This window comes from Malaciobacter canalis (assembly GCF_008000835.1).
GTDB classification, from domain to species: Bacteria; Campylobacterota; Campylobacteria; order Campylobacterales; family Arcobacteraceae; genus Malaciobacter; species Malaciobacter canalis.
The window spans coordinates 794184-813100 of record NZ_CP042812.1; the positions used below are offsets into that span (position 1 = coordinate 794184).

Consider the following 18917-nt stretch of genomic DNA (forward strand, 5'->3'; position numbering starts at 1 on the left):
TATTATAGTTGGATTTATAGAAGATCCTATAGGAGAAATAGAAGATTTATATGAAGAGTATTATACAAATTATAAATTGGCTTATAGTTATAATCAAAAGATTTTCGATGATATAAAAAAGAGAAATTCATATGCATATACTATTTCAAATCTCGTAGACTATTTTTATGTTTCTGACTGTGAAGAGGAAAAATATAGAAAAAATTTATTTACATTAAGAGATTGTTATAAAGAATTTATTGAGATGATATTTCATAATAAAGAACTATATAACTATGTTTTAAAATTTAAAGATATTGAAAATATTGTTCATAAAGATGTAAATAAAAAAGCATTTTCGTACATAAAGGTGCTAACTAACTATTCAAAAGGATTTTTTGATCATAGTTTTATATATTTTGAAGATGAAAATAAAACAAAAATAAAAAAACATTATTTAAAAAAAAACATTTATTTTAATAATGAATTTATTATGTTAGATAATATTAAACTTTTTTACTCTACTAATGTTAAAAAAGAATCATTGATGAGATTTACAGGAAATGATGATTATACACTAGTCAAAGAAGATGCAGAACAAGTTTGGCTCATATTGTTTTTTGTTTGTTTTTTTTAGATGATTTTAAAGATGATATTAAACCTTTAATAGATTATCAAAAATTTATAAAAATAAGAAATGATTTTTTAATCGCATATAGAAGAATTATTCCTTTACCAAATATAGGATATGGAAAAATTTCAAATGTAAAATCAGTTGTAGAAAATCAAGAATTCTATAATGAAACAGTATTTAAAAATAGTCAAATAACAAGAGATAAGAAAAACTTTATTAAAAAGATTTTTTCAAATAATGAAAAGAATAATCACTTCTTAGAAGATTATAAACAATTAGATAATCATCACATTATGAAATCCTTTGATTACTCATATAAAATAAGCTATAAAAGTAATCTGCTTTATATCCCCAAAGATATAAAGTATTATCAAGCAAAAGCAGTCACATCGCCTAAAACTATTTTAAAAACTATTAAAACAAAGTTTTTAGAAGGAAAATTAGAAAAGTTACTTTTAAAATATCAAAGTTGTAATATAGACAGTTTTGAATATGTAGTAGGAGGTATGAATATTATCTATTCTCTTTGTTCTCCTAAAATTCCTTTAGATGAAGAAGTATTAGTAAATGGAATATTTGCTAGTGAAGATATTGCATATCTATTAAAATTTACAGATGATATAGTAGACAAAAAAATCAAATTAGAAGATACTAAAAAAGAGCTTATTTTAGGAAAATATCAAATATCAGAACATTTTGATGAGTATCTTATAAAACAACTTTTAAATGAACTACTTTTTTTAAAATCAAGTAACATAGCAAAAGAAAAAGCTCAAAAGTTTTTTGATAAATATCATAACTTAGCAAAAAAGAAAAAAGATGAAAAAACAGTAAAAAAAGATAAAAATAATGAAGATGAAAATGAAAATGAAAAAATAGAACCTTTAGATTTAGATAAAGATATTAAAAAATCAGAAAAAGAGATACATTTTGTTTTAAAATTTATGTGTGGAATAACAAATGAAGTAGATAATATTTTAAAAGGTATAAAAAGGTTAGAAATAAAAGGGAAAATTATAATAAGTGAATCAAGAGCCCTGCAATTAGGTTTAGCATTTAAATCCTACGCTTCTATGTTAGCAATAGCATCAATAAAAGAGTATATTTACGATAATAAAAATAAAGATATAAAATCAACAATAGGCTTTGTAAATGATTTTGCAGGATTAAATAGTGCTTTAATAGGAATATTGCAAAATGAAAAGTTTGAAAATATAGCACAAACTTTTTTAAATAAAATGAATAAAAAGGCAGGCGGAAAAAATCTAATAAAAATAAACCTTGCAAATAATGACTTTTTAACAGCAAGTGGCAAATTCTTTGCAAAAGTATCAGCATATTCAGTAATAATTATTGCTATAGTAGATGCAAAAAAATATGAGAAAAATGAAGATTATGATGCTTTAGCTGCAACTGTTGGGATGATTACTTTAAATATAGTAGCTTTATTGGTAACAAGTGGAACACCTTTGGTTGTATTTGTATCACTAAGTTCAATTGCATATGCAATTTTAATGTTAAAGTTTGTTGATAGTGCATTTGAAAGCTATCTAAAAAAATCACTTTTTTATAATGGAAGAATTTATTTAAAAAATAATAGAAGAAATCAAAAAATATATACTGAAGGCTTTCCTTCAAAATATCTATTAGAAACAACAAATAGAAAAGAAGAACTAAAAACTATAAATAGTGAAGGATTTACAAGTGCTAAAAACATAACAAATTTTATAGGAAAAAATTATAAAACAAATGAGTCGTATTTTGATATAGCACTAAAAAATGAATTAAGCTTTTTACAGTCTGCTATGTATGGATTCAAATTAGATAAAGAGGAAATAAAAAGTCATCAAAAAGTAAAAACAGTAAGTGGTTATGAGATTAATTTTTATGCTTATGAAGGATTAAAAATACCAAAAGTTATTGCAGAAGATAAAGAGTTTAAACTCTTCTTTTCTCCTTATAAAGATGAATATTTACAGTTCAAATTAAAAGATTTAATAAAAGAAAGTATTGATTATCTTTTTAATTTCTTCCCAAAAGAGAATTCTTATTTTCGTTTAAATAATTTTACAAATAAAATAAAAAAAGAGAATCATAGCTCATATATAATAGTTACAAGCTCTTTAATAGATTTAAAATATAAAGTACTATTTAAAGATTTAAATAAAATAACAACTTCAAATTTTCTACCAAAAATGAATTGCAAAATAGAAATAGAATCATTAGAACAAATAAGTTTTATACCTGAAGATATAAAATACTTAGAATAATATAAAAAGAAAGAGGAATTAGATGAAAGTTAAGACAATAATTAAGATATTAATAATAACAATATTTAGTTTAAGCTTCATTTCTTGTGAAGATAATAAAAAAGAAGTAAAAGAAATTAAATTTACTCCTTCTTTGCCTATGCCTGAATGGGATGAAGCAAATAGTAAAAAAATATGGAATGTATATAAAAATTGGCACGATGCAAAAAAAGACCCAGTCCCAGCAATGAAGATAGGATATGAATATTCAGAAAAGTTACATGACTATGAAAAAGCCTTAGCGTGGTATAAATATGCTGATTCGATGATTGCATTGGGAGAGAATTCATATTTTGCATGTTATGCATTGCAAAAGTTAAAAAGATATGATGAAGCAATTAGTTGGTGTAAAAAAGCTATTGATTTAAAATGGGATAAAGCATTACCATTATTAGCAACAGTTTATGAAGATAATAAAAAATATGATGAAGCAATTAAATATTATAAACAATCATATAATAAAACTAAAGATGGTTTATCTGCAAATAATTTAGGATATTTATATTCTTCAAAAATTAAAGATTATAAAGAAGCTGAAAAATGGTATAAAAAAGCAATAGAATCTGATTATAAAGAAGCTTATCAAAATATATCAAACTTTTATTATGATAAGTTGAATAATAAAATAAAAGCATCTGCCTATGCAATTGCAACTATAGGAAAAATTTATAATATATCTTCTGTTATTAAGTTATTAAAAGATGACATGAAAATCCCAAACGAAATAATAAAAAAAGGCTATGAGTTACAATTAAACTCGCCTGATTTTCCCATTAAATATAAAGGTGGGTTAGAGAGTCTTAAATAAGACTTTCTACTCTTTTAAATTCATTGATAATATCTTCAATATTTTCAGTTCCAACTGATATTCTTAATAAATCAATTGGGAGGTTTACTTTTTTTAAGAACTCTTGTCCTTTTTTTGTTTGAATATAATCATAATGAGCTAGATAAACATAAGGCATTAGAAGTGTAAATTCTGTACCTAAGCTAGGGCCTTTTGCAAAGTTTAGATTATCATATATTGTTTTAAACTCTTTATTAAAAGTAACACTTACAAGACCAGAGTATGAATTGTCATCTTGTATTGCTATTTTATAGTTTTTTTCATTCTCTTTACTAAAACAGTGATAAATTTTATCTATATAAGGGCAATTTTCAAAATAGTGTATTAGTTTTTTTGTATTTGAACTTATTTTTTTTACTCTTTTTTTATAATCTTTAATCTCATAAGCTAATCTTTGAATGTCTTTTATATATACCATATCAAGATGTTTAAAAAACTCACCTTGCATATGTGAAATTTTGAATTTTTCATTTAATATAATTGCTCCCATTAAAACATCTGCATTTCCACATGCAAACTTTGTAAGGGATTCAACTAATATATCTGCATAGGGTTTTAAGTTTAGATTGTATGGTGTTGCTAGGGTTGCATCTATTACTAAAACAATATTATATTTATTGCAAAGTTCTCTCAGTCTTTTTAAATCTACACTTTGAAGTAGGGGATTTGTAGGTATTTCTGTAATAATTGCAGATACATTTAAGCCATTTATTTTTAAGAAACTTTCAAGTTCATCAAGTTTTGTTATATCTAAGAATTTTTTTGTTCTATTGTAGTGGTGTTCTACTATATTCATAGTATCAAGATATAACCAACCTAATTGAACTAAAATAGTTCTATTGTTTTTCTCTTGTATCTTTTTTAATCCTCTAATTACTGAATAGATTGCATTCATCCCAGATGGGGCAAGACCTATGTTTTTTATTGGTTGCTTGTATGCTTTTGCAAGAGTTTGTTTTAGTGTGTGTAAAGCTGTATTTTCATCTTCTAACTCTTCTTTTTGTTTAGTTTTTATAACTTTTACTTCATATAAATAGTCTTGTGCAAATCTTGAAGATAAGTTACAGCCAACATGTTGAATAAATGTAAGTACCTTTTGAAGCTGTGTTGTACCTTTTAATACTAAAATTACACCAAATGGTTCATCTATATCAATTTTATTATGAATAAAGTATTTATTACTTACAATTTTTACTGCTTCTTTTGAGCTTAGCAATACAACTTCATATTTATTACTAACTTTATATTTATTTTTTATATAGTTTGCTAGAAGTTTTAAGTATGGATGCAAAACAAATCTAGGATAAGCACTTTTTATCTTTTCTAAAATCTGTGGTGTTTGCTCTTCATAATCAATAACATCTTGTAAGCTTGGCATACTTACAGATACAGCATGTATGTTATTAATAGGTAAAGTTTCACCACAAGGAATATGCTTAAATAGTTCTTTTTTCATATTATTTTACGGCTTGTTTTATATCTTCTATTAAATCATCTATGTGTTCTAAACCAATTGAAAATCTAACTGTACTATCACTTATTCCAATTGCAGCTAATTCTTCTTTTGAAAAACTTGCATGGGATATTTTTGCAGGTATTTCTACTCTTGAGTCTGGACTTCCAAAAGAACATTTTTCTCCAAAAATTTTAGTATTTTCAATAAACTTTTCTGCAAGTTCTTCACTTACAAAGTCAACACAAAAAACACCTGGAATATACTGCATTTGCTTCTTCGCAAGTTCATATTGTGGATGTGATTTAAGTGCTGGGTGAGTTACTTTTTTTATATAATCTTGCTCTTGTAAAAAGTTTGCAATTTTTATTGATAGTTGTTCATGCTCTTTCATTCTAATTTTCAAAGTAGGGATGCCAAGTGTTATTAGATATACATCCATTGGGTTTTGACTTCTTCCATGTGCATTTGCATAGTAGTGAATTTCTTGTGCTAATTCTTGTGTCTTTGCAACAATAGCACCAGCAACAACAGCTCCATGTCCTGATACATATTTAGTAGTTGAAAATAGACTAAAATCAGCTCCAAGCTCTAAAGGTCTTTGTGAGATAAATGTAGCAAGTGAGTTATCAACTGCAAAAAGTGCATTGTATTTATGTGCTATATTTGCTATTTGTTCTAAATCAATAATTTTAAGACCTGGATTTGTAGGACTTTCACAAAGTACAAGCTCTATTTGATTGTTTTTTAATATCTTTTCAACTTTATCTTGGTCTAAAAAATTAGCAAAATGAACTGTAATATTATATTTTTCTTTAAATACTTTTAATAATCTAAAAGTTCCACCATAACAATCTGCTTCAACTAAGATTGATGAGTTTGCTTTTAAAACTGTTTCAAATAAAAGTGCAACAGATGCTATTCCTGTGTGTGTACAAACACAACCAGCACCACCTTCAACATCACTAAAAAGATTCTCCAACATCTCTCTTGTTGGGTTATCACTTCTTGTATAATCATAAATCTTATTACCATCTTGTTTTTTTAAATCAAAAGTTCCAGTATTATAAATAGGAAAGTGTGAAGCTCCTGCTTTATCTTCAAATGGAGCATACTTTGCTATGTGACTTAATGCTGTTTCTATATTTTTATTCATATTTCCCTCTATGTTTCTTACTTATATATAATATTTTACAATAAAAAAAATTAGATTTAGTTATATTAGCCTATTTATAGGCTTTTCTGCTCTTTGTTTGTAACGATTTGTTTATCTCTATAAACTAGATATTCATCTTCATAGCATACCTCATCACTACTATTTTGTCCATGTTTTATCACTAAAGCTTTTATATCTGTTTTTTCTAAGCTAAACTCTTCATAAATAAAATTTGCTTTTGCAAGTGCAACTTTTACTACATGATTTGTTTGTGAACAAACTATAACTCCATTAGGTTTAAGTACACTTTTTAAAAGTTTAAAAAAATCATAGCTTAATAAAGAAGCATTTAGATTATGTAAAAAGCTATCAAGATATATAATATCAAACTTTTTTGTTAAGTTTTTAAGGGCAAATCTTCCATCTTGAACTATAAGTTTTAAGCTATTAAACTCATCTTTATAACTATATTTTTCAAATATCTCTTCTAATACTTTTGAATAGTTCTCATCTTCAATAAGTTTTGAAGCTGTTTTTATAATTACTCTATTTTTATCAATTGCTGTGATATTTAGTTTGTGTTTCTTTTCTAAAAAGATACTACAAAGCGAGTTATATCCCATACCAAAACCTATATCAAGTAAATCTATATCTTTTTTTTCTAATTTTTCTTTTAGTTTGGATTGCTTTATAAAAGCCTCTTTTGCTTGTAATAAAGCACCACTTTTAGGATGATAATAATCTTTGTGTATCTTATCCCATACTGTTATGCTTTTATCTTTTAACTTAAAAGTGTTCTCTTTTTGTAAAGATACTTCTTGTTTACTTATCATATCACCTTGAGTATATCCTGCATAAATCATTTGTTGATTTACATACTCAACAAATTGACCTTTTTGCATATGCCAAATAGGAGAGAGTAAATCACTACTTGGTGTATCTGTACTTATTCTAACTATTGCAATATTTTTAGGAATATTTCTTATAAGGTAGATTAATTCTTGTGCATATTCATACTCATCTAAAGTTTTAAACTTGTTTTTTTCATACTCTTTGTGAAGTAAAGTATTTTTAATAATATGAAGATTATGAATTTTTATACCATCAACTTCATGTTTTACTAATTCTTTAACTGTGTAAAGCCAGCCTTTTCTTGTTTCTTTTTCAAGTCCTACAATAATATGTGCAAAAACTTTTATTCCATACTCTTTTAACTTTTTTATTGCTTTGATACTACACTTAGCATCATGACCTCTATTTATTCTTTTTAAAGTTGTATCATTTAGTGTTTGAACTCCTAAATCAATATAAACATCAATTTGTTCATTTAACTCTTTTAAATACTCTAATGTTTTTTTATTTAAGCAATCAGGTCTTGTTCCAATACTTATAGCTTTAAAATTATATAAACTAAGAAGCTTCGAATATACTTTTTTTTGATTTATTACAGAGGTGAAAGTTCCTGTATAAGCTTGAATATAAAGCATAAAATCTTTTGCTTTATATCTATTTTTTGAAAAAGTAATAGCTTTTTGTATCTGCTCTTGCACACTATTTGTATCAAGAGTTTGTGCTGCTCTTGCTCCATTTGAGGGACAAAAGGTACAACCACCAGCTCCATTTGTATCTCTATTTGGGCATCCAAGATCTAAATCAATTGGGATTGAGTGCAATGTATTTGTATAGTTCTCTTTCATATAATTTTTAAAACTAAAGTAGGGCGCTTGTATCATTTAATTCCTTTATGCAATTATATTTACATTTGTATTAAAAGTTATTTTTCAATTAAATTTTTTATATAATAGTTTTAATATAGGACATTTTTTATCTTATTTTGCTAGTGTTAAATAAAAAAGATATTTTATGAAATTAGATGAATTGAAATTAGAAACAAAATATTTGGATAGTGTAGATAGTAAGTTTTACCAACTTTTAGATGCAACTGCTTTAGATGATGCTTTTTTAATCTCTTATAATAAAAAACTTTGTGATGAAATAGGTCTTGATTATAGTGAGTGTGAAACAAATGAGTTTATAAACTTTTTAAATGGTAAAAAAGTTTTAGAAGGTTCAAAGCCTTATTCTATGGTTTATGCAGGTCAGCAATTTGGACATTTTGTTCCACAACTTGGAGATGGAAGGGCTATAAATTTAGGAAGTATTGGCAAGTGGCATTTACAAACAAAAGGTTCAGGACTTACAAACTACTCAAGACAAGGTGATGGAAGAGCAGTTTTAAGATCAAGCATAAGAGAGTATATTATAAGTGAAGCTATGCATGCACTAAATATTCCAACAACAAGAGCTTTAGCAATAATTGGTTCAGACCATAATGTTTATAGAAATCCTTTTCAAGCAGAAAAAGGCGCAGTTGTTTTAAGAGCTAGTGATTCTTGGATTAGAATAGGAACTTTTGAGTATTTTGCAAGAAGTAAAGACGCAAAACAAAATATAACAGCATTGGCTGATTTTGTAATTTTAGAAAATTATAAACATTTAAAAGATGATGAAAATAAATATGAAAAGTTTTTCTATGAGTTAGTTGATAAAACAGCATTACTTTTAGCAAAATGGCAAACTTATGGTTTTATGCATGGAGTTATGAATACTGATAATATGTCAGTTTCTGGTGTAACTATTGATTATGGACCCTTTAGTTTTATGGACTATTTTGATAAGCATTGTATTTGCAATGATACAGATATAGAAGGAAGATACTCATATAACAATCAACCATATATTGCAAAGTGGAATCTTTTTGTTTTAGCTGATTGTTTAAGTATTATTGCTGATTTTGAAAAATTAAAGAACTATTTAGAAACATTTTTTTCACAACACGAAAGAGAGTATTTAGAACTTATGAACAAAAGGTTAGGTCTTGATATAACTTTAAGTGGAGATAGAAATCTTGATTTGATTATTAGGTTACTAAAAGCATTAGAGTCTTCAAAAATAGATTATAATCTATTTTTTTATAAGTTATCACAACTTGAAAATTTAGATGATTTTTCATCTATTTTAGATAATTGTATTTATCCTTTAGCTATGAAAGAGTGGTTACAAGAGTATAAGCAAGTTTTACTTTTAGATCCAAGAACTCAAAATCAAAGATGTAAAAGTATGCAAAAGGTTAATCCTAAATATATAATAAAAAACTATATGTTACAAGAGGCAATACAAAAAGCTCAAGAGGGTGATTTTACTTTAGTAAATGATTTATTAAATATTGCTCAAAACCCTTTTGCTGAGCATAAAGATTTTCAAAGGTATGCAAAAGCAACTCCAAAAGAGTTCGCAAATTTAAAATTATCTTGTTCTTCTTAAATATTAAACAAATTTATGATATTAATGAATCTTTCAAAAATAAATAATAATATAAGGAAGAATATTGATAAACGCAAAGTATAGACGATTGGTATTTTCATTTTTGATGGCACTGCTTATGACTTTTATCATGAGTTTTGCTATTACATTTTTGAATTTAGGATTTATTGATGAGTTTATTTACAAATGGATAACAGCTTTTATTAAAGCATTTTTTATAGCTTTTCCAGCAGTGTTTTTTGTAGCACCTTTTGTAAATAAGCTTGTGGATATTTTGATAAAGAAATAAAGGAAATATTATGGCTTCAAAAACAAGTATTAGTAAAAAACAAAATAGCACTAAAACAAATCCTATATATAAAATAGCTTCAAAAGTTTATAACTTAAATGAACTTTTAAAAAAAGAGGTTGAAAAACTTTTATCAAGTTATGATATTGGCTTTGCTGAATTAGATTTACTAATAGTTTTACATGAAGCAGATAAAAAAGTATTTAAGCCAAGTGATTTGTATGACAAACTGCAATTCTCATCAGGTGGAATTACAAAAATAATAAAAAGATTAGAAATTAAGCACTATATAAAAAAAGAGGTATTTTTAGAAGATTTAAGAAGCAAACCTATAAGTATCACTAAAAAAGGACAAAGTTTAGTTTTAGAACTTTTTCCGAAAGTTAGTCATTTAGAAAAAAATATTTTTTCTGTGCTTGATTTTGAAGAGTTAAATATAACTTATAAATCTTTATCAAAAATCATAAAAAGTTTAAAGTAAAAGTCTTTTGACTTTTACTTTGAATCAACTGCTATTCTACCTGCTCCTAAAAACATAATTGCAATACAAGTAAATATATAAAAATATATTGTTTCAAGCAAAGGTGATCCATGTTTTGATATTTCAAATATATCATGAGGATGTACTAAATATACGGCCATTAGCATAGTGCACATAATAATAAAAGCACTAAATCGAGTTTTATATCCAAAAATAAGAAAAATTGGCGCTAATATTTCACCAATATAAACACCAAATGCAAGTATAGCTGGTAGGTTATTTTTTATAAGCATACTCTCTACAAAGCCCACTCCATGAATAATCTTAGCATAGCCATGAAATAACATCATAATAGCTACAGTAAGTCTTAGTATAAGCTTCCCAATATCTGATTCACTAGTTCTATTCATACTTTATACCTTTATAAATAATCATTCTAAGCTATTATGCACTAGTTGAACTTAAAAGTTAATAACGATTCTTAAAAAGATTATATAAATTAAAAACATAAGCCCTTGCTTTTTATATTTTATTTGGGTATACTAGAAAACTTTAGGATGAATATTCATCTGTTTATGCACTTATTAATTCTCACGTTGATATTAAAACTTAAACAAAACTAATTAACAAATACAAACAAAAAGGAATAATATGTCAATTACGCATATAAAAACAAACAAAAAAATAGAAGTTCTTCTAAGATTATTAGAGAAAAAAGAGAGTTTACAAGATGCTTGTTCAAAAGCTGGATTAGATATTAAATCATATCTATTAAATAACAAACATAAACTACTTACAACAAACAAATAATCAAAAAAACTGCTCATAGTGTGATAGGGTAAACTCCTATCAATACTACTTCCACTACTTTTAGAAACACATTTTATAAATTAAAAAAGTAAAAATTTCTTATTATTGACTACTAGTCGATAATAAAAGTTTCTATTAAGATAAAAATTATATAATTCCACTTGACCGACAGTCAGTCATAAAATAACATGACTATACTATTAGCTTATTATTATGGAGGTTTGATGCCAAAAATTGTAAATAAAGAAGAAAGAAGAAGAGAAATTGCTCTATCTTGTAGTGACTTAATACACGAAGTAGGGATAAAAAAACTTACAGTATCGCAAGCTGCAAAAACAGCAGGTATTGGAAAAGGTACAATTTATGAATATTTTGAAAATAAAGAGGATATAATTTTTGAAATAATAAATATTCATATAGATAAATATCATGAAGAGTTTGAAAAAAATATTCAAAAAGAGAAAACTACAAGAGATAAAGTACTTCATTTTTTTAAATTTGCTATTGATGATAGTGAAGAGAATATGAAGCACTTTGATGGATTTAAAGAGTATTTATCAATAGTATTAAGCGAAGAAAATGAGCAAATGTTAAATTTTAACTGTAGCTGTAGTTCATTTTTTCAAGTACAATTAACTAAGATTTTACAAGAAGGTATCAATAAAGGTGAGCTAAAAAATGAAGCTATTGATTTAGTTGAAGTAATTATGGTTTATGAAAGAGGACTTTCTATTACAAAGATGACTCAAAATGATGCGGATATTAAAGTACTTTGTAAAAAGTTTATAGATAGTCTTTTTGAATTAGTAGAAATAAAAAAAGATTAAAGTATTGCACTACTTTAAAGGGGACAAAGTGATTAAAAAAGTTTTATTAGTATTAGCAGTGATTAGTTGTTCACTGTTTGCAAAAGGTGGACCTGCATTGGTAAATGTAGCTTCTTTAGAAAAAGGAAAAATAAATCCATTAACAGAGTTTACAGGAACTGTAAAGTTTGAAAATAGTTCAGTTCTTGCTAGTGAAACAAATGGGCTTGTAGAAAAGATATATTTTGAAGTTGGTAAAAAAGTAAAAAAAGGTGAAACATTACTTAAAATAGATTCATCAATTTTAGATGCACAAATTAAATCTGCACAAGCTGCTGTAAATACAGCAAAAGTTGAATTGAAAAATTCAAAAAATGATTACAATAGATATTTGGCACTTGTACAAAAAAAATCAATTGCCCAAAAAACTTTTGATGATATGCAATTAGCATATGAATTGGCAAAACAAAAATTAATTTCATCAGAAGCAAAACTTCAAGAGTTAAAAATACAAAAAAATAAAAAACTTGTTAAAGCTCCATATGATGGAGTAATTGTTTCAAAAGAGATAAATTTAAATGAGTGGGTTAATAGTGGTTCAAAAATTGCAAATATTGTAAATACAAACAATATAGAAATGATGTTTAATTTACCACTTGGTTATGTAGATGAATTAAGTAAAACAAAAACATATAAAATTGTATTACCAAATATGAATGTTGATGCAAAACTTTATGCTGCAATTCCAAGTGGGGATAAATTAACAAGAACATTTCCTGTTAGATTTAAAGCAGTTGTAAAAGATAAATTTATTTTTGATGGAGCACAAGCAAAAATAAAACTTGCAAAAGAGATTAAAAAAGATGCTTTAATTATAAACAGAGATGCTGTTATTAAAAGATTTGGTCAAGATGTAATTTTTGCAATAAATGAAGAGTCAATTGCAAATATGATTCCAGTACAAATTATTGGTTTCGATGGATTAAAAGCTGGTATTAAAGCACAAGGTTTACAAGAAGGTATGAAAATAGTTGTAAAAGGAAATGAGAGAGTTTTCCCAAAACAACCAGTAAAAGTTTTAAATAAATAGGAAAATGAATGGATTTAATTAAGTTTTCAATTAAAAATCCAGTAACAATAATCGTTTCTGTTTTAATTGTTGTAATGTTTGGTATTTTGTCATTAAAGGGCTTACCATATCAACTTACTCCCAATGTTACAAAACCAGAGATAAAAATCACAACGACATGGCCAGGTGCCACTCCTTATGAAATAGAACGAGAAGTTATTGAAGAACAAGAAGATGTACTTAAAAGTTTAAATAATCTAATAGAGTATGAATCATCAGCAAATGATGATTATGGTGAGATTACTTTAACTTTTAAGTTAGGAACTGATTTAAGATCAGCCCTTCAAGATGTATCAAATAAGCTTGATGAGGTAAGTTCTTATCCTGATAATGTTGATGAGCCTGTAATAGAAACAGCAACAGCAAGTCCAGTTATTTGGATGATGCTTCAAACACTTGAGGGTAATGATAGACATATTGATGAGTATAAAACATATTTTGAAGATGAAATAAAACCAGTAATTAAAAGAGTTAATGGAGTTGCTGGAACAATGGGCGGCGGTGGTCGTGAACAGCAAATGCAAGTAAACTTTGATATTAATAAGCTTGCTGCTTATAACTTAACAGTTAATCAAGTTATTGATATTTTAAGAAATGAAAATGTTGATGTATCTGCTGGTGTTCAAAATATGGGAAGAAGAGCTTACAGAATTAGAACTGTAAATAAATTTGCAACTACAAAAGATATTGAAAATGTAGTGTTAGTTTCAAATAGAGATCAAAGAGTTTTAGTATCTGATGTAGCAACTGTTGATTTTGGATATGAAACAGCAAGTGGTGTTGCGATGTTTATGGGTAAAGATGGTATTTTTTTAGGGGTTCAACCAAACTCTGAGGTAAATACTGTAAAACTTACAAACGAAGTTGAAGCTGTTGTAAATGAATTAAATGAAAAAGTTTTAAAACCAAAAGGTTTAAAAATAAAATGGATTTATGACCAAAGAAGTTACATTGTTGGCTCTGTTGATTTAGTACAACAAAATATCATGATTGGTGGTGCTTTAGCGATTTTTATTTTAATACTATTTTTAAGAGCAATTTCACCAACAGCTGTTGTATCTATTGCAATTCCTATTTCTGTTATTGGTACATTTATTGTACTTGATTTACTAGGAAGAAGTTTAAATACTATCTCTTTAGCAGGGATTTCATTTGCGGTTGGTATGTTAGTTGATAGTGCGATTGTTGTTTTAGAGAATATTGATAGGCATAGAAAAGAGGGTATGAGTATCCCAGAAGCTGCATATGTTGGTGCAAAAGAAGTTTGGGGAGCCTTAATTGCAAGTGCATCTACAACTATGGCAGTGTTTTTACCAATTATTTTTCTTGAAGATGAAGCAGGGCAATTATTTAAAGATATAGCAATTGCTGTAACATCAGCAGTTTCATTTTCACTTTTTGTATCAATTGCAGTTATTCCAATGCTTTGGAAAAAGTTTGCAAGTATAAGTGGAAAAGAGCCAAGAGGGAAAAGTTCTCTTACAAAATTAGGTGATAGTATTGTAAAGAAATTTATGAGTGTTGTACACTTATCTTTAAAAAATACCTTTACAAAAGTTATGACAATACTGATTTTAGGTATTTCATCTTTAAGTATTATTTTCTTATTATTTCCAAAGATGGATTACCTTCCTCAAGGAAATAAAAACTTGATTTTTAATATCTTAATTCCACCTCCAGGATTATCTTATCAAGAAAGATATGATATGGGTGCATATTTAATGAAACAAGTCGAACCAAACTTTAATAAAGATAAAGATGGTTACCCTGGTATTAATAGAGCTTTCTTTGTATCTTTTGGAGATTTTAACCTTTTTGGTGGAACTTCAATGCATGAATCAAGAGCAAAAGAGTTAATACCTTTTTTTAGACCTATTGTAAATTCACTTCCATCAACTTATGGAGTAACAATTCAAAGTGGTGTTTTTGAAAGTGGTGTTGGTGAGGGTAACAATATAAATATTGATATTAGTGGAGAGAGTATACAAGAGATTGCAGGTGTTGGGACACAGTTATTCTTAGCAGCAAATCAAATCATTAAAGGTGCTCAAGTTAGACCTGTACCATCAATTGAGTTACTTTATCCAGAGTTTAGATTGCATCCAAACCAAGATGCATTGCGTTCTTTAAATATGAGTGCAAATGATTTAGGTGTAATAGCTGATGTTTATATGGATGGTAAAATTATAGGTGATTTTGAGCAAGATGGTAAGAAAAAAATTGATTTAGTTGTAAAAGCAAAAGATAGCCAAATAAAAACACCACAAGATATTTTAAATGCACAAGTTGTATTACCAAATAGTTCAATTGTTCCTTTAAGTTCACTAGCAACTTCACAAAGTACAGCAGGTATTAGTGAAATAAGACACTTAGATGGTAAAAGAACTATTACTTTACAAATCACTCCACCTCCTGGAATGACAATTGAAGAAGCAATGGGAATTTTAAAAGGTTCAATTGATAAAATAAAAAGTGAAGGTAAAGTTTCAAAAAATGTTGAAGTAAATATTAGTGGTACAGCAGATAAATTATCACAAACAATTGATATGTTAAGTATTAATTTTATTTTAGCCTTAGTAATTATTTATTTATTAATGTCAGCACTATTTGGAAACTTTTTATATCCAATCGTAATTATGTTTACAGTACCACTTGCAACAGCTGGAGGGTTCATAGGTCTTGCAATGACAAATGCCTTTATTGCACCACAGCCTCTTGATGTACTTACAATGCTTGGATTTATTATTCTTGTAGGTATTGTTGTAAATAATGCGATTTTAATTGTTCACCAAAGTTTAAATCTAATAAGAAATCATGGTTTTGAGCATAAAAAAGCAGTTATTGAAGCAACTAGAACTAGAATTAGACCAATTTATATGAGTTCATTAACATCAATTTTTGGTATGTTACCACTTGTATTAATTCCAGGTCCAGGAAGTGAATTTTATAGAGGTTTAGGATCAGTAATTACTGGTGGATTAGCATTATCTACTATATTTACTATATTTATTACACCTGCACTTTTAATGTTTTTTATTAAATTAGAACAAAAAGTAAAAAATGTAAAAGCTCCTGTTGATGTTAGTAAAGCGTAAGGAAATAGCATGATAAAAAGAAGTATAGTATTATTAAGTACACTATTTATAGTAAATGCAAATGCTTTAGATATAAATAGTGCAGTAAATCTTGCATTAAAAAATAATAATGAATTAAAACAAAAATATTATGAGTATGATGAAGCAAAAGAGAATATAGAATTAAACAAATCAGGTTTTAAACCAAAACTTGATTTGTCTTATGCTTACACAGATAGAAGTAAAGCAAGAGATGAAAGTTTAAAAAGAGACTCAAGTGCAAGTGCAGTTTTATCTTATAATTTATTTAATGGTTTTTCAGATTATAATCTTGTAAAAAGTGCAAAATATAGTGCAAAAGCAAGTAATTTGACTCTTTTTGCCTTTAAAGAAGATATTGTTTATAATACAAAAACAGCATATATTGAGTTTTTAAATAAAAGAAAAAATAAAGATACATATGAAGTTGCTTATAAACTATTTAAAAAGCAATATGAAGACTCAAAAAATAGATTTGAACAAGGATTAATTGCAAAAAATGATTTGCTTGATATTCAAGTAAAGATGTTAGATGCAAAACAAAATCTTACAAGAGCAATAAGTGATTTAAAAATTGCAAGATATGAGTTGAGTAATATTTTAGGTGGAATTGATTTGCAAAAGCAAACAATTGAAGAGTTAGATGATAATATAGCTATTGAAAAAAATTCTTATAAAGTTGAATTTTTGGATAATAGAAGTGAAATTAAAGCTTTGAAAATGAGTATTAAAAGTATAGATTCAAAGGTTGATTCAACAAAAGGTGATTTTTTACCATCAATTGATGCTTCATTATCTTATAATAAATATGGTGATGACTCTATGCCAAAAGATTTAGAACCAGATGATCAAAAAGTAGCTCAAGTTCAATTGAAATGGAATTTATATGATGGTGGAATAAAATATTCAACTATTGATATAAATAGACTTAAAATGAGACAATTAAAAGAGCAACTACAAAAAACAAAACTTGATATAAAACTACAATATCAAAAAGCAAAAAGTGATTTAGAAGTTGCACTTTTAAATTATGATAGTGCAAAACTTGCATTAGTGCAAGCAAAAGAAAACTATAAAATTGTAAATGATAAGTATTCTGAGGGTATTGTTAAACCAACAGATTTAACAGATGCAAACTACTTACTTACAAATGCAAAGCAGAAGTTCTTCCAAGCATATTATGATAAGTTTTTAGCAGTAGCAAAGCTTGATAGAGTTTTTGAACAAAGTTTAAAATAGAATAATTTCAAAGTTTTTCATAAAATCTTCTAAATGAAGTAATATGGAAAACTTTGTAAATTAAATAGTTTTAATCAAAGTATTTAAAATCTTTGTCTTCACTACCATCTTTTTTTCTATTTTTAAATTTCCACATAGTTTTTGTATATTGAAAAGTTTTATAACTTAGCATTATTGCAACAATAAAAATAATTACCATGAAAATTGTATAAAGAAGTTCCATGTAATCCCCCTTTTTAATTGGTTTTATTTATTTTTATTTTTGTCTGTTTGGTATTGTAAAAAGTTTCCTCCACCTTTTCCTTTTTCTTCATCATCTCCAAATCTAAATGATTTTTCCCATCTTAATTTTGGTGGAATATGCTCATTTACAGATTTTGAATTTTTTGTATTAGGAGAAAATATACTATCACCAATTCCCATTGCTTCTTTAAAAGCTATTAGTATAAAAAATATTACTATTATAACTACTGTAATTGTAAATGCTGAACTACTTTTTTTCTTATTTTTTGCCATCATGCTTCTTTTTTTGAATTATTTGTCATTATCTCATAATCTTTTTTAAAGAAGCATAATAGTTTAAATAATCGTTCCATTCATCATAAGATAATCTTTACCTTCTTCTGAAATAATCTCTTTATCCCATGGTGGATCAAATACCAAATGAACATAAGCCTCATCTACTAAATCAACTGCTTGTGTTACATACTTTACTTGATCAATTAAAGAATCAGCAACAGGACAAGCAGGACTTGTAAGAGTCATAGTAACAGTTGCATGTAAATATGGCTCTTTTTCTTCTATTTCTATTTTATAAATTAAACCCAAATCATAAATATTTACTGGAATCTCTGGATCATATACTTGTTTTAAATTAAATATTATTTTTTTCTCTACATCTTCTATTTGTTCTTTTGTAAAATTACTCATATTTTCTCCTTATGCAAAGGCGTTTGCATACTCTTTTATTCTTTTTATCATACCTTGTACACCGCTTTGTCTATTTGGTGTAATAATCTCTTGAAGATTTAGTTTCTGTAAAACTTGTGTATCAAAATCTTTAATCTCATGAGGTTTCATTCCTGAAAAGATTGATAATAATATTTTTACTAAACCTTTTACAATTGCTGCATTTGAGTCAGCTTTAAATACTAAAACATCATCTTTTTTTTCACATATTAACCAAACTTTTGAAGTACAGCCTTGTACTAAATTTTCATCTTTTTTATGTTTTTCTTCAAGTGGTTCTAAACTTTTACCTAAATCAATTATATATTCATATTTTTGTAAATCATCATCAAAAAGTTCTAAATCATCTTTTATCTCATCAATTTTATTTTCAACCATC

The 18917-nt window shown here is 26.5% G+C and carries 19 protein-coding genes; 11 read left to right on the forward strand and 8 right to left on the reverse strand.

Going from position 1 to position 18917, the window contains the following annotated elements:
- Positions 1–76 precede the first annotated feature (76 nt).
- From ACAN_RS03935 to ACAN_RS03945, 3 genes are read left to right on the forward strand one after another with little or no spacing between them, the layout of a single operon-like run.
- Positions 77–616 (forward strand): hypothetical protein, encoded by a 540-nt coding sequence (locus ACAN_RS03935; RefSeq protein ID WP_147525202.1) that lies wholly within the window; start codon positions 77–79, stop codon positions 614–616.
- Positions 583–2883 (forward strand): hypothetical protein, encoded by a 2301-nt coding sequence (locus tag ACAN_RS03940; protein WP_099335093.1) that lies wholly within the window; start codon positions 583–585, stop codon positions 2881–2883. The genes ACAN_RS03935 and ACAN_RS03940 overlap by 34 nt, the downstream gene beginning before the upstream one ends.
- A gap of 22 nt (positions 2884–2905) precedes the next feature.
- Positions 2906–3730, forward strand: coding sequence for a tetratricopeptide repeat protein (locus tag ACAN_RS03945; RefSeq protein WP_099335092.1), 825 nt, complete (start codon positions 2906–2908; stop codon positions 3728–3730).
- On the opposite strand, the gene ACAN_RS03950 is transcribed toward ACAN_RS03945, so the two are convergent.
- From ACAN_RS03950 to mnmL, 3 genes are all read right to left on the reverse strand, one after another.
- Positions 3723–5225, reverse strand: a complete 1503-nt coding sequence (locus tag ACAN_RS03950; RefSeq protein ID WP_099335091.1) for a PLP-dependent transferase — start codon at positions 5223–5225, stop codon at positions 3723–3725. The genes ACAN_RS03945 and ACAN_RS03950 overlap by 8 nt on opposite strands.
- A 1-nt stretch (position 5226) precedes the next feature.
- Positions 5227–6378, reverse strand: coding sequence for a trans-sulfuration enzyme family protein (locus ACAN_RS03955; RefSeq protein ID WP_099335090.1), 1152 nt, complete (start codon positions 6376–6378; stop codon positions 5227–5229).
- A 74-nt stretch (positions 6379–6452) separates the two neighbouring features.
- Positions 6453–8111: a tRNA modification radical SAM protein MnmL/YtqA gene (gene mnmL, locus ACAN_RS03960; RefSeq protein WP_099335089.1), complete on the reverse strand. Its 1659-nt coding sequence runs from the start codon at positions 8109–8111 to the stop codon at positions 6453–6455.
- 130 nt (positions 8112–8241) lie between these two features.
- Here mnmL and ACAN_RS03965 point away from each other — a divergent pair, with 130 nt between their 5' ends.
- The 3 genes from ACAN_RS03965 to ACAN_RS03975 all read left to right on the forward strand — a co-directional run bounded on the left by ACAN_RS03965 (position 8242) and on the right by ACAN_RS03975 (position 10472).
- The gene (locus tag ACAN_RS03965; protein WP_099335088.1) at positions 8242–9702 is read left to right on the forward strand and encodes a protein adenylyltransferase SelO; all 1461 of its coding nucleotides are present in this window, start codon (positions 8242–8244) and stop codon (positions 9700–9702) included.
- 64 nt (positions 9703–9766) lie between these two features.
- Entirely contained in the window at positions 9767–9991 is a 225-nt protein-coding gene (locus tag ACAN_RS03970; protein ID WP_099335087.1) for a DUF2798 domain-containing protein, read from the forward strand.
- 10 nt (positions 9992–10001) lie between these two features.
- Positions 10002–10472 (forward strand): MarR family winged helix-turn-helix transcriptional regulator, encoded by a 471-nt coding sequence (locus ACAN_RS03975; protein WP_099335086.1) that lies wholly within the window; start codon positions 10002–10004, stop codon positions 10470–10472.
- Positions 10473–10486: 14 nt separating this feature from the next.
- Here ACAN_RS03975 and ACAN_RS03980 read toward each other — a convergent pair whose 3' ends face one another.
- Positions 10487–10882: a DoxX family protein gene (locus ACAN_RS03980; protein ID WP_099335085.1), complete on the reverse strand. Its 396-nt coding sequence runs from the start codon at positions 10880–10882 to the stop codon at positions 10487–10489.
- Positions 10883–11123: 241 nt separating this feature from the next.
- Here ACAN_RS03980 and ACAN_RS13950 point away from each other — a divergent pair, with 241 nt between their 5' ends.
- The 5 genes from ACAN_RS13950 (at position 11124) to ACAN_RS04000 (ending at position 17569) form a co-directional block, all read left to right on the forward strand.
- Positions 11124–11282 (forward strand): hypothetical protein, encoded by a 159-nt coding sequence (locus ACAN_RS13950; protein WP_165375110.1) that lies wholly within the window; start codon positions 11124–11126, stop codon positions 11280–11282.
- Positions 11283–11506: 224 nt separating this feature from the next.
- Entirely contained in the window at positions 11507–12109 is a 603-nt protein-coding gene (locus ACAN_RS03985) for a TetR/AcrR family transcriptional regulator (RefSeq protein ID WP_165773078.1), read from the forward strand.
- Between the two features lie 28 nt (positions 12110–12137).
- Positions 12138–13178: an efflux RND transporter periplasmic adaptor subunit gene (locus tag ACAN_RS03990; protein ID WP_165773077.1), complete on the forward strand. Its 1041-nt coding sequence runs from the start codon at positions 12138–12140 to the stop codon at positions 13176–13178.
- A gap of 8 nt (positions 13179–13186) precedes the next feature.
- Entirely contained in the window at positions 13187–16312 is a 3126-nt protein-coding gene (locus ACAN_RS03995; RefSeq protein ID WP_099335082.1) for an efflux RND transporter permease subunit, read from the forward strand.
- Between the two features lie 9 nt (positions 16313–16321).
- Positions 16322–17569: a TolC family protein gene (locus ACAN_RS04000; RefSeq protein WP_099335081.1), complete on the forward strand. Its 1248-nt coding sequence runs from the start codon at positions 16322–16324 to the stop codon at positions 17567–17569.
- Positions 17570–17639: 70 nt separating this feature from the next.
- On the opposite strand, the gene ACAN_RS13955 is transcribed toward ACAN_RS04000, so the two are convergent.
- The 4 genes from ACAN_RS13955 to ACAN_RS04015 form a co-directional block, all read right to left on the reverse strand.
- Positions 17640–17792, reverse strand: a complete 153-nt coding sequence (locus ACAN_RS13955) for a hypothetical protein (protein WP_165773076.1) — start codon at positions 17790–17792, stop codon at positions 17640–17642.
- Between the two features lie 23 nt (positions 17793–17815).
- The gene (locus ACAN_RS04005) at positions 17816–18085 is read right to left on the reverse strand and encodes a hypothetical protein (protein WP_099335080.1); all 270 of its coding nucleotides are present in this window, start codon (positions 18083–18085) and stop codon (positions 17816–17818) included.
- Between the two features lie 63 nt (positions 18086–18148).
- On the reverse strand, positions 18149–18499 hold the full coding sequence (locus ACAN_RS04010) for a metal-sulfur cluster assembly factor (protein WP_099335079.1): 351 nt from the start codon (positions 18497–18499) through the stop codon (positions 18149–18151).
- 9 nt (positions 18500–18508) lie between these two features.
- Positions 18509–18916 (reverse strand): SufE family protein, encoded by a 408-nt coding sequence (locus tag ACAN_RS04015; RefSeq protein ID WP_228150662.1) that lies wholly within the window; start codon positions 18914–18916, stop codon positions 18509–18511.
- Position 18917 lies beyond the last annotated feature (1 nt).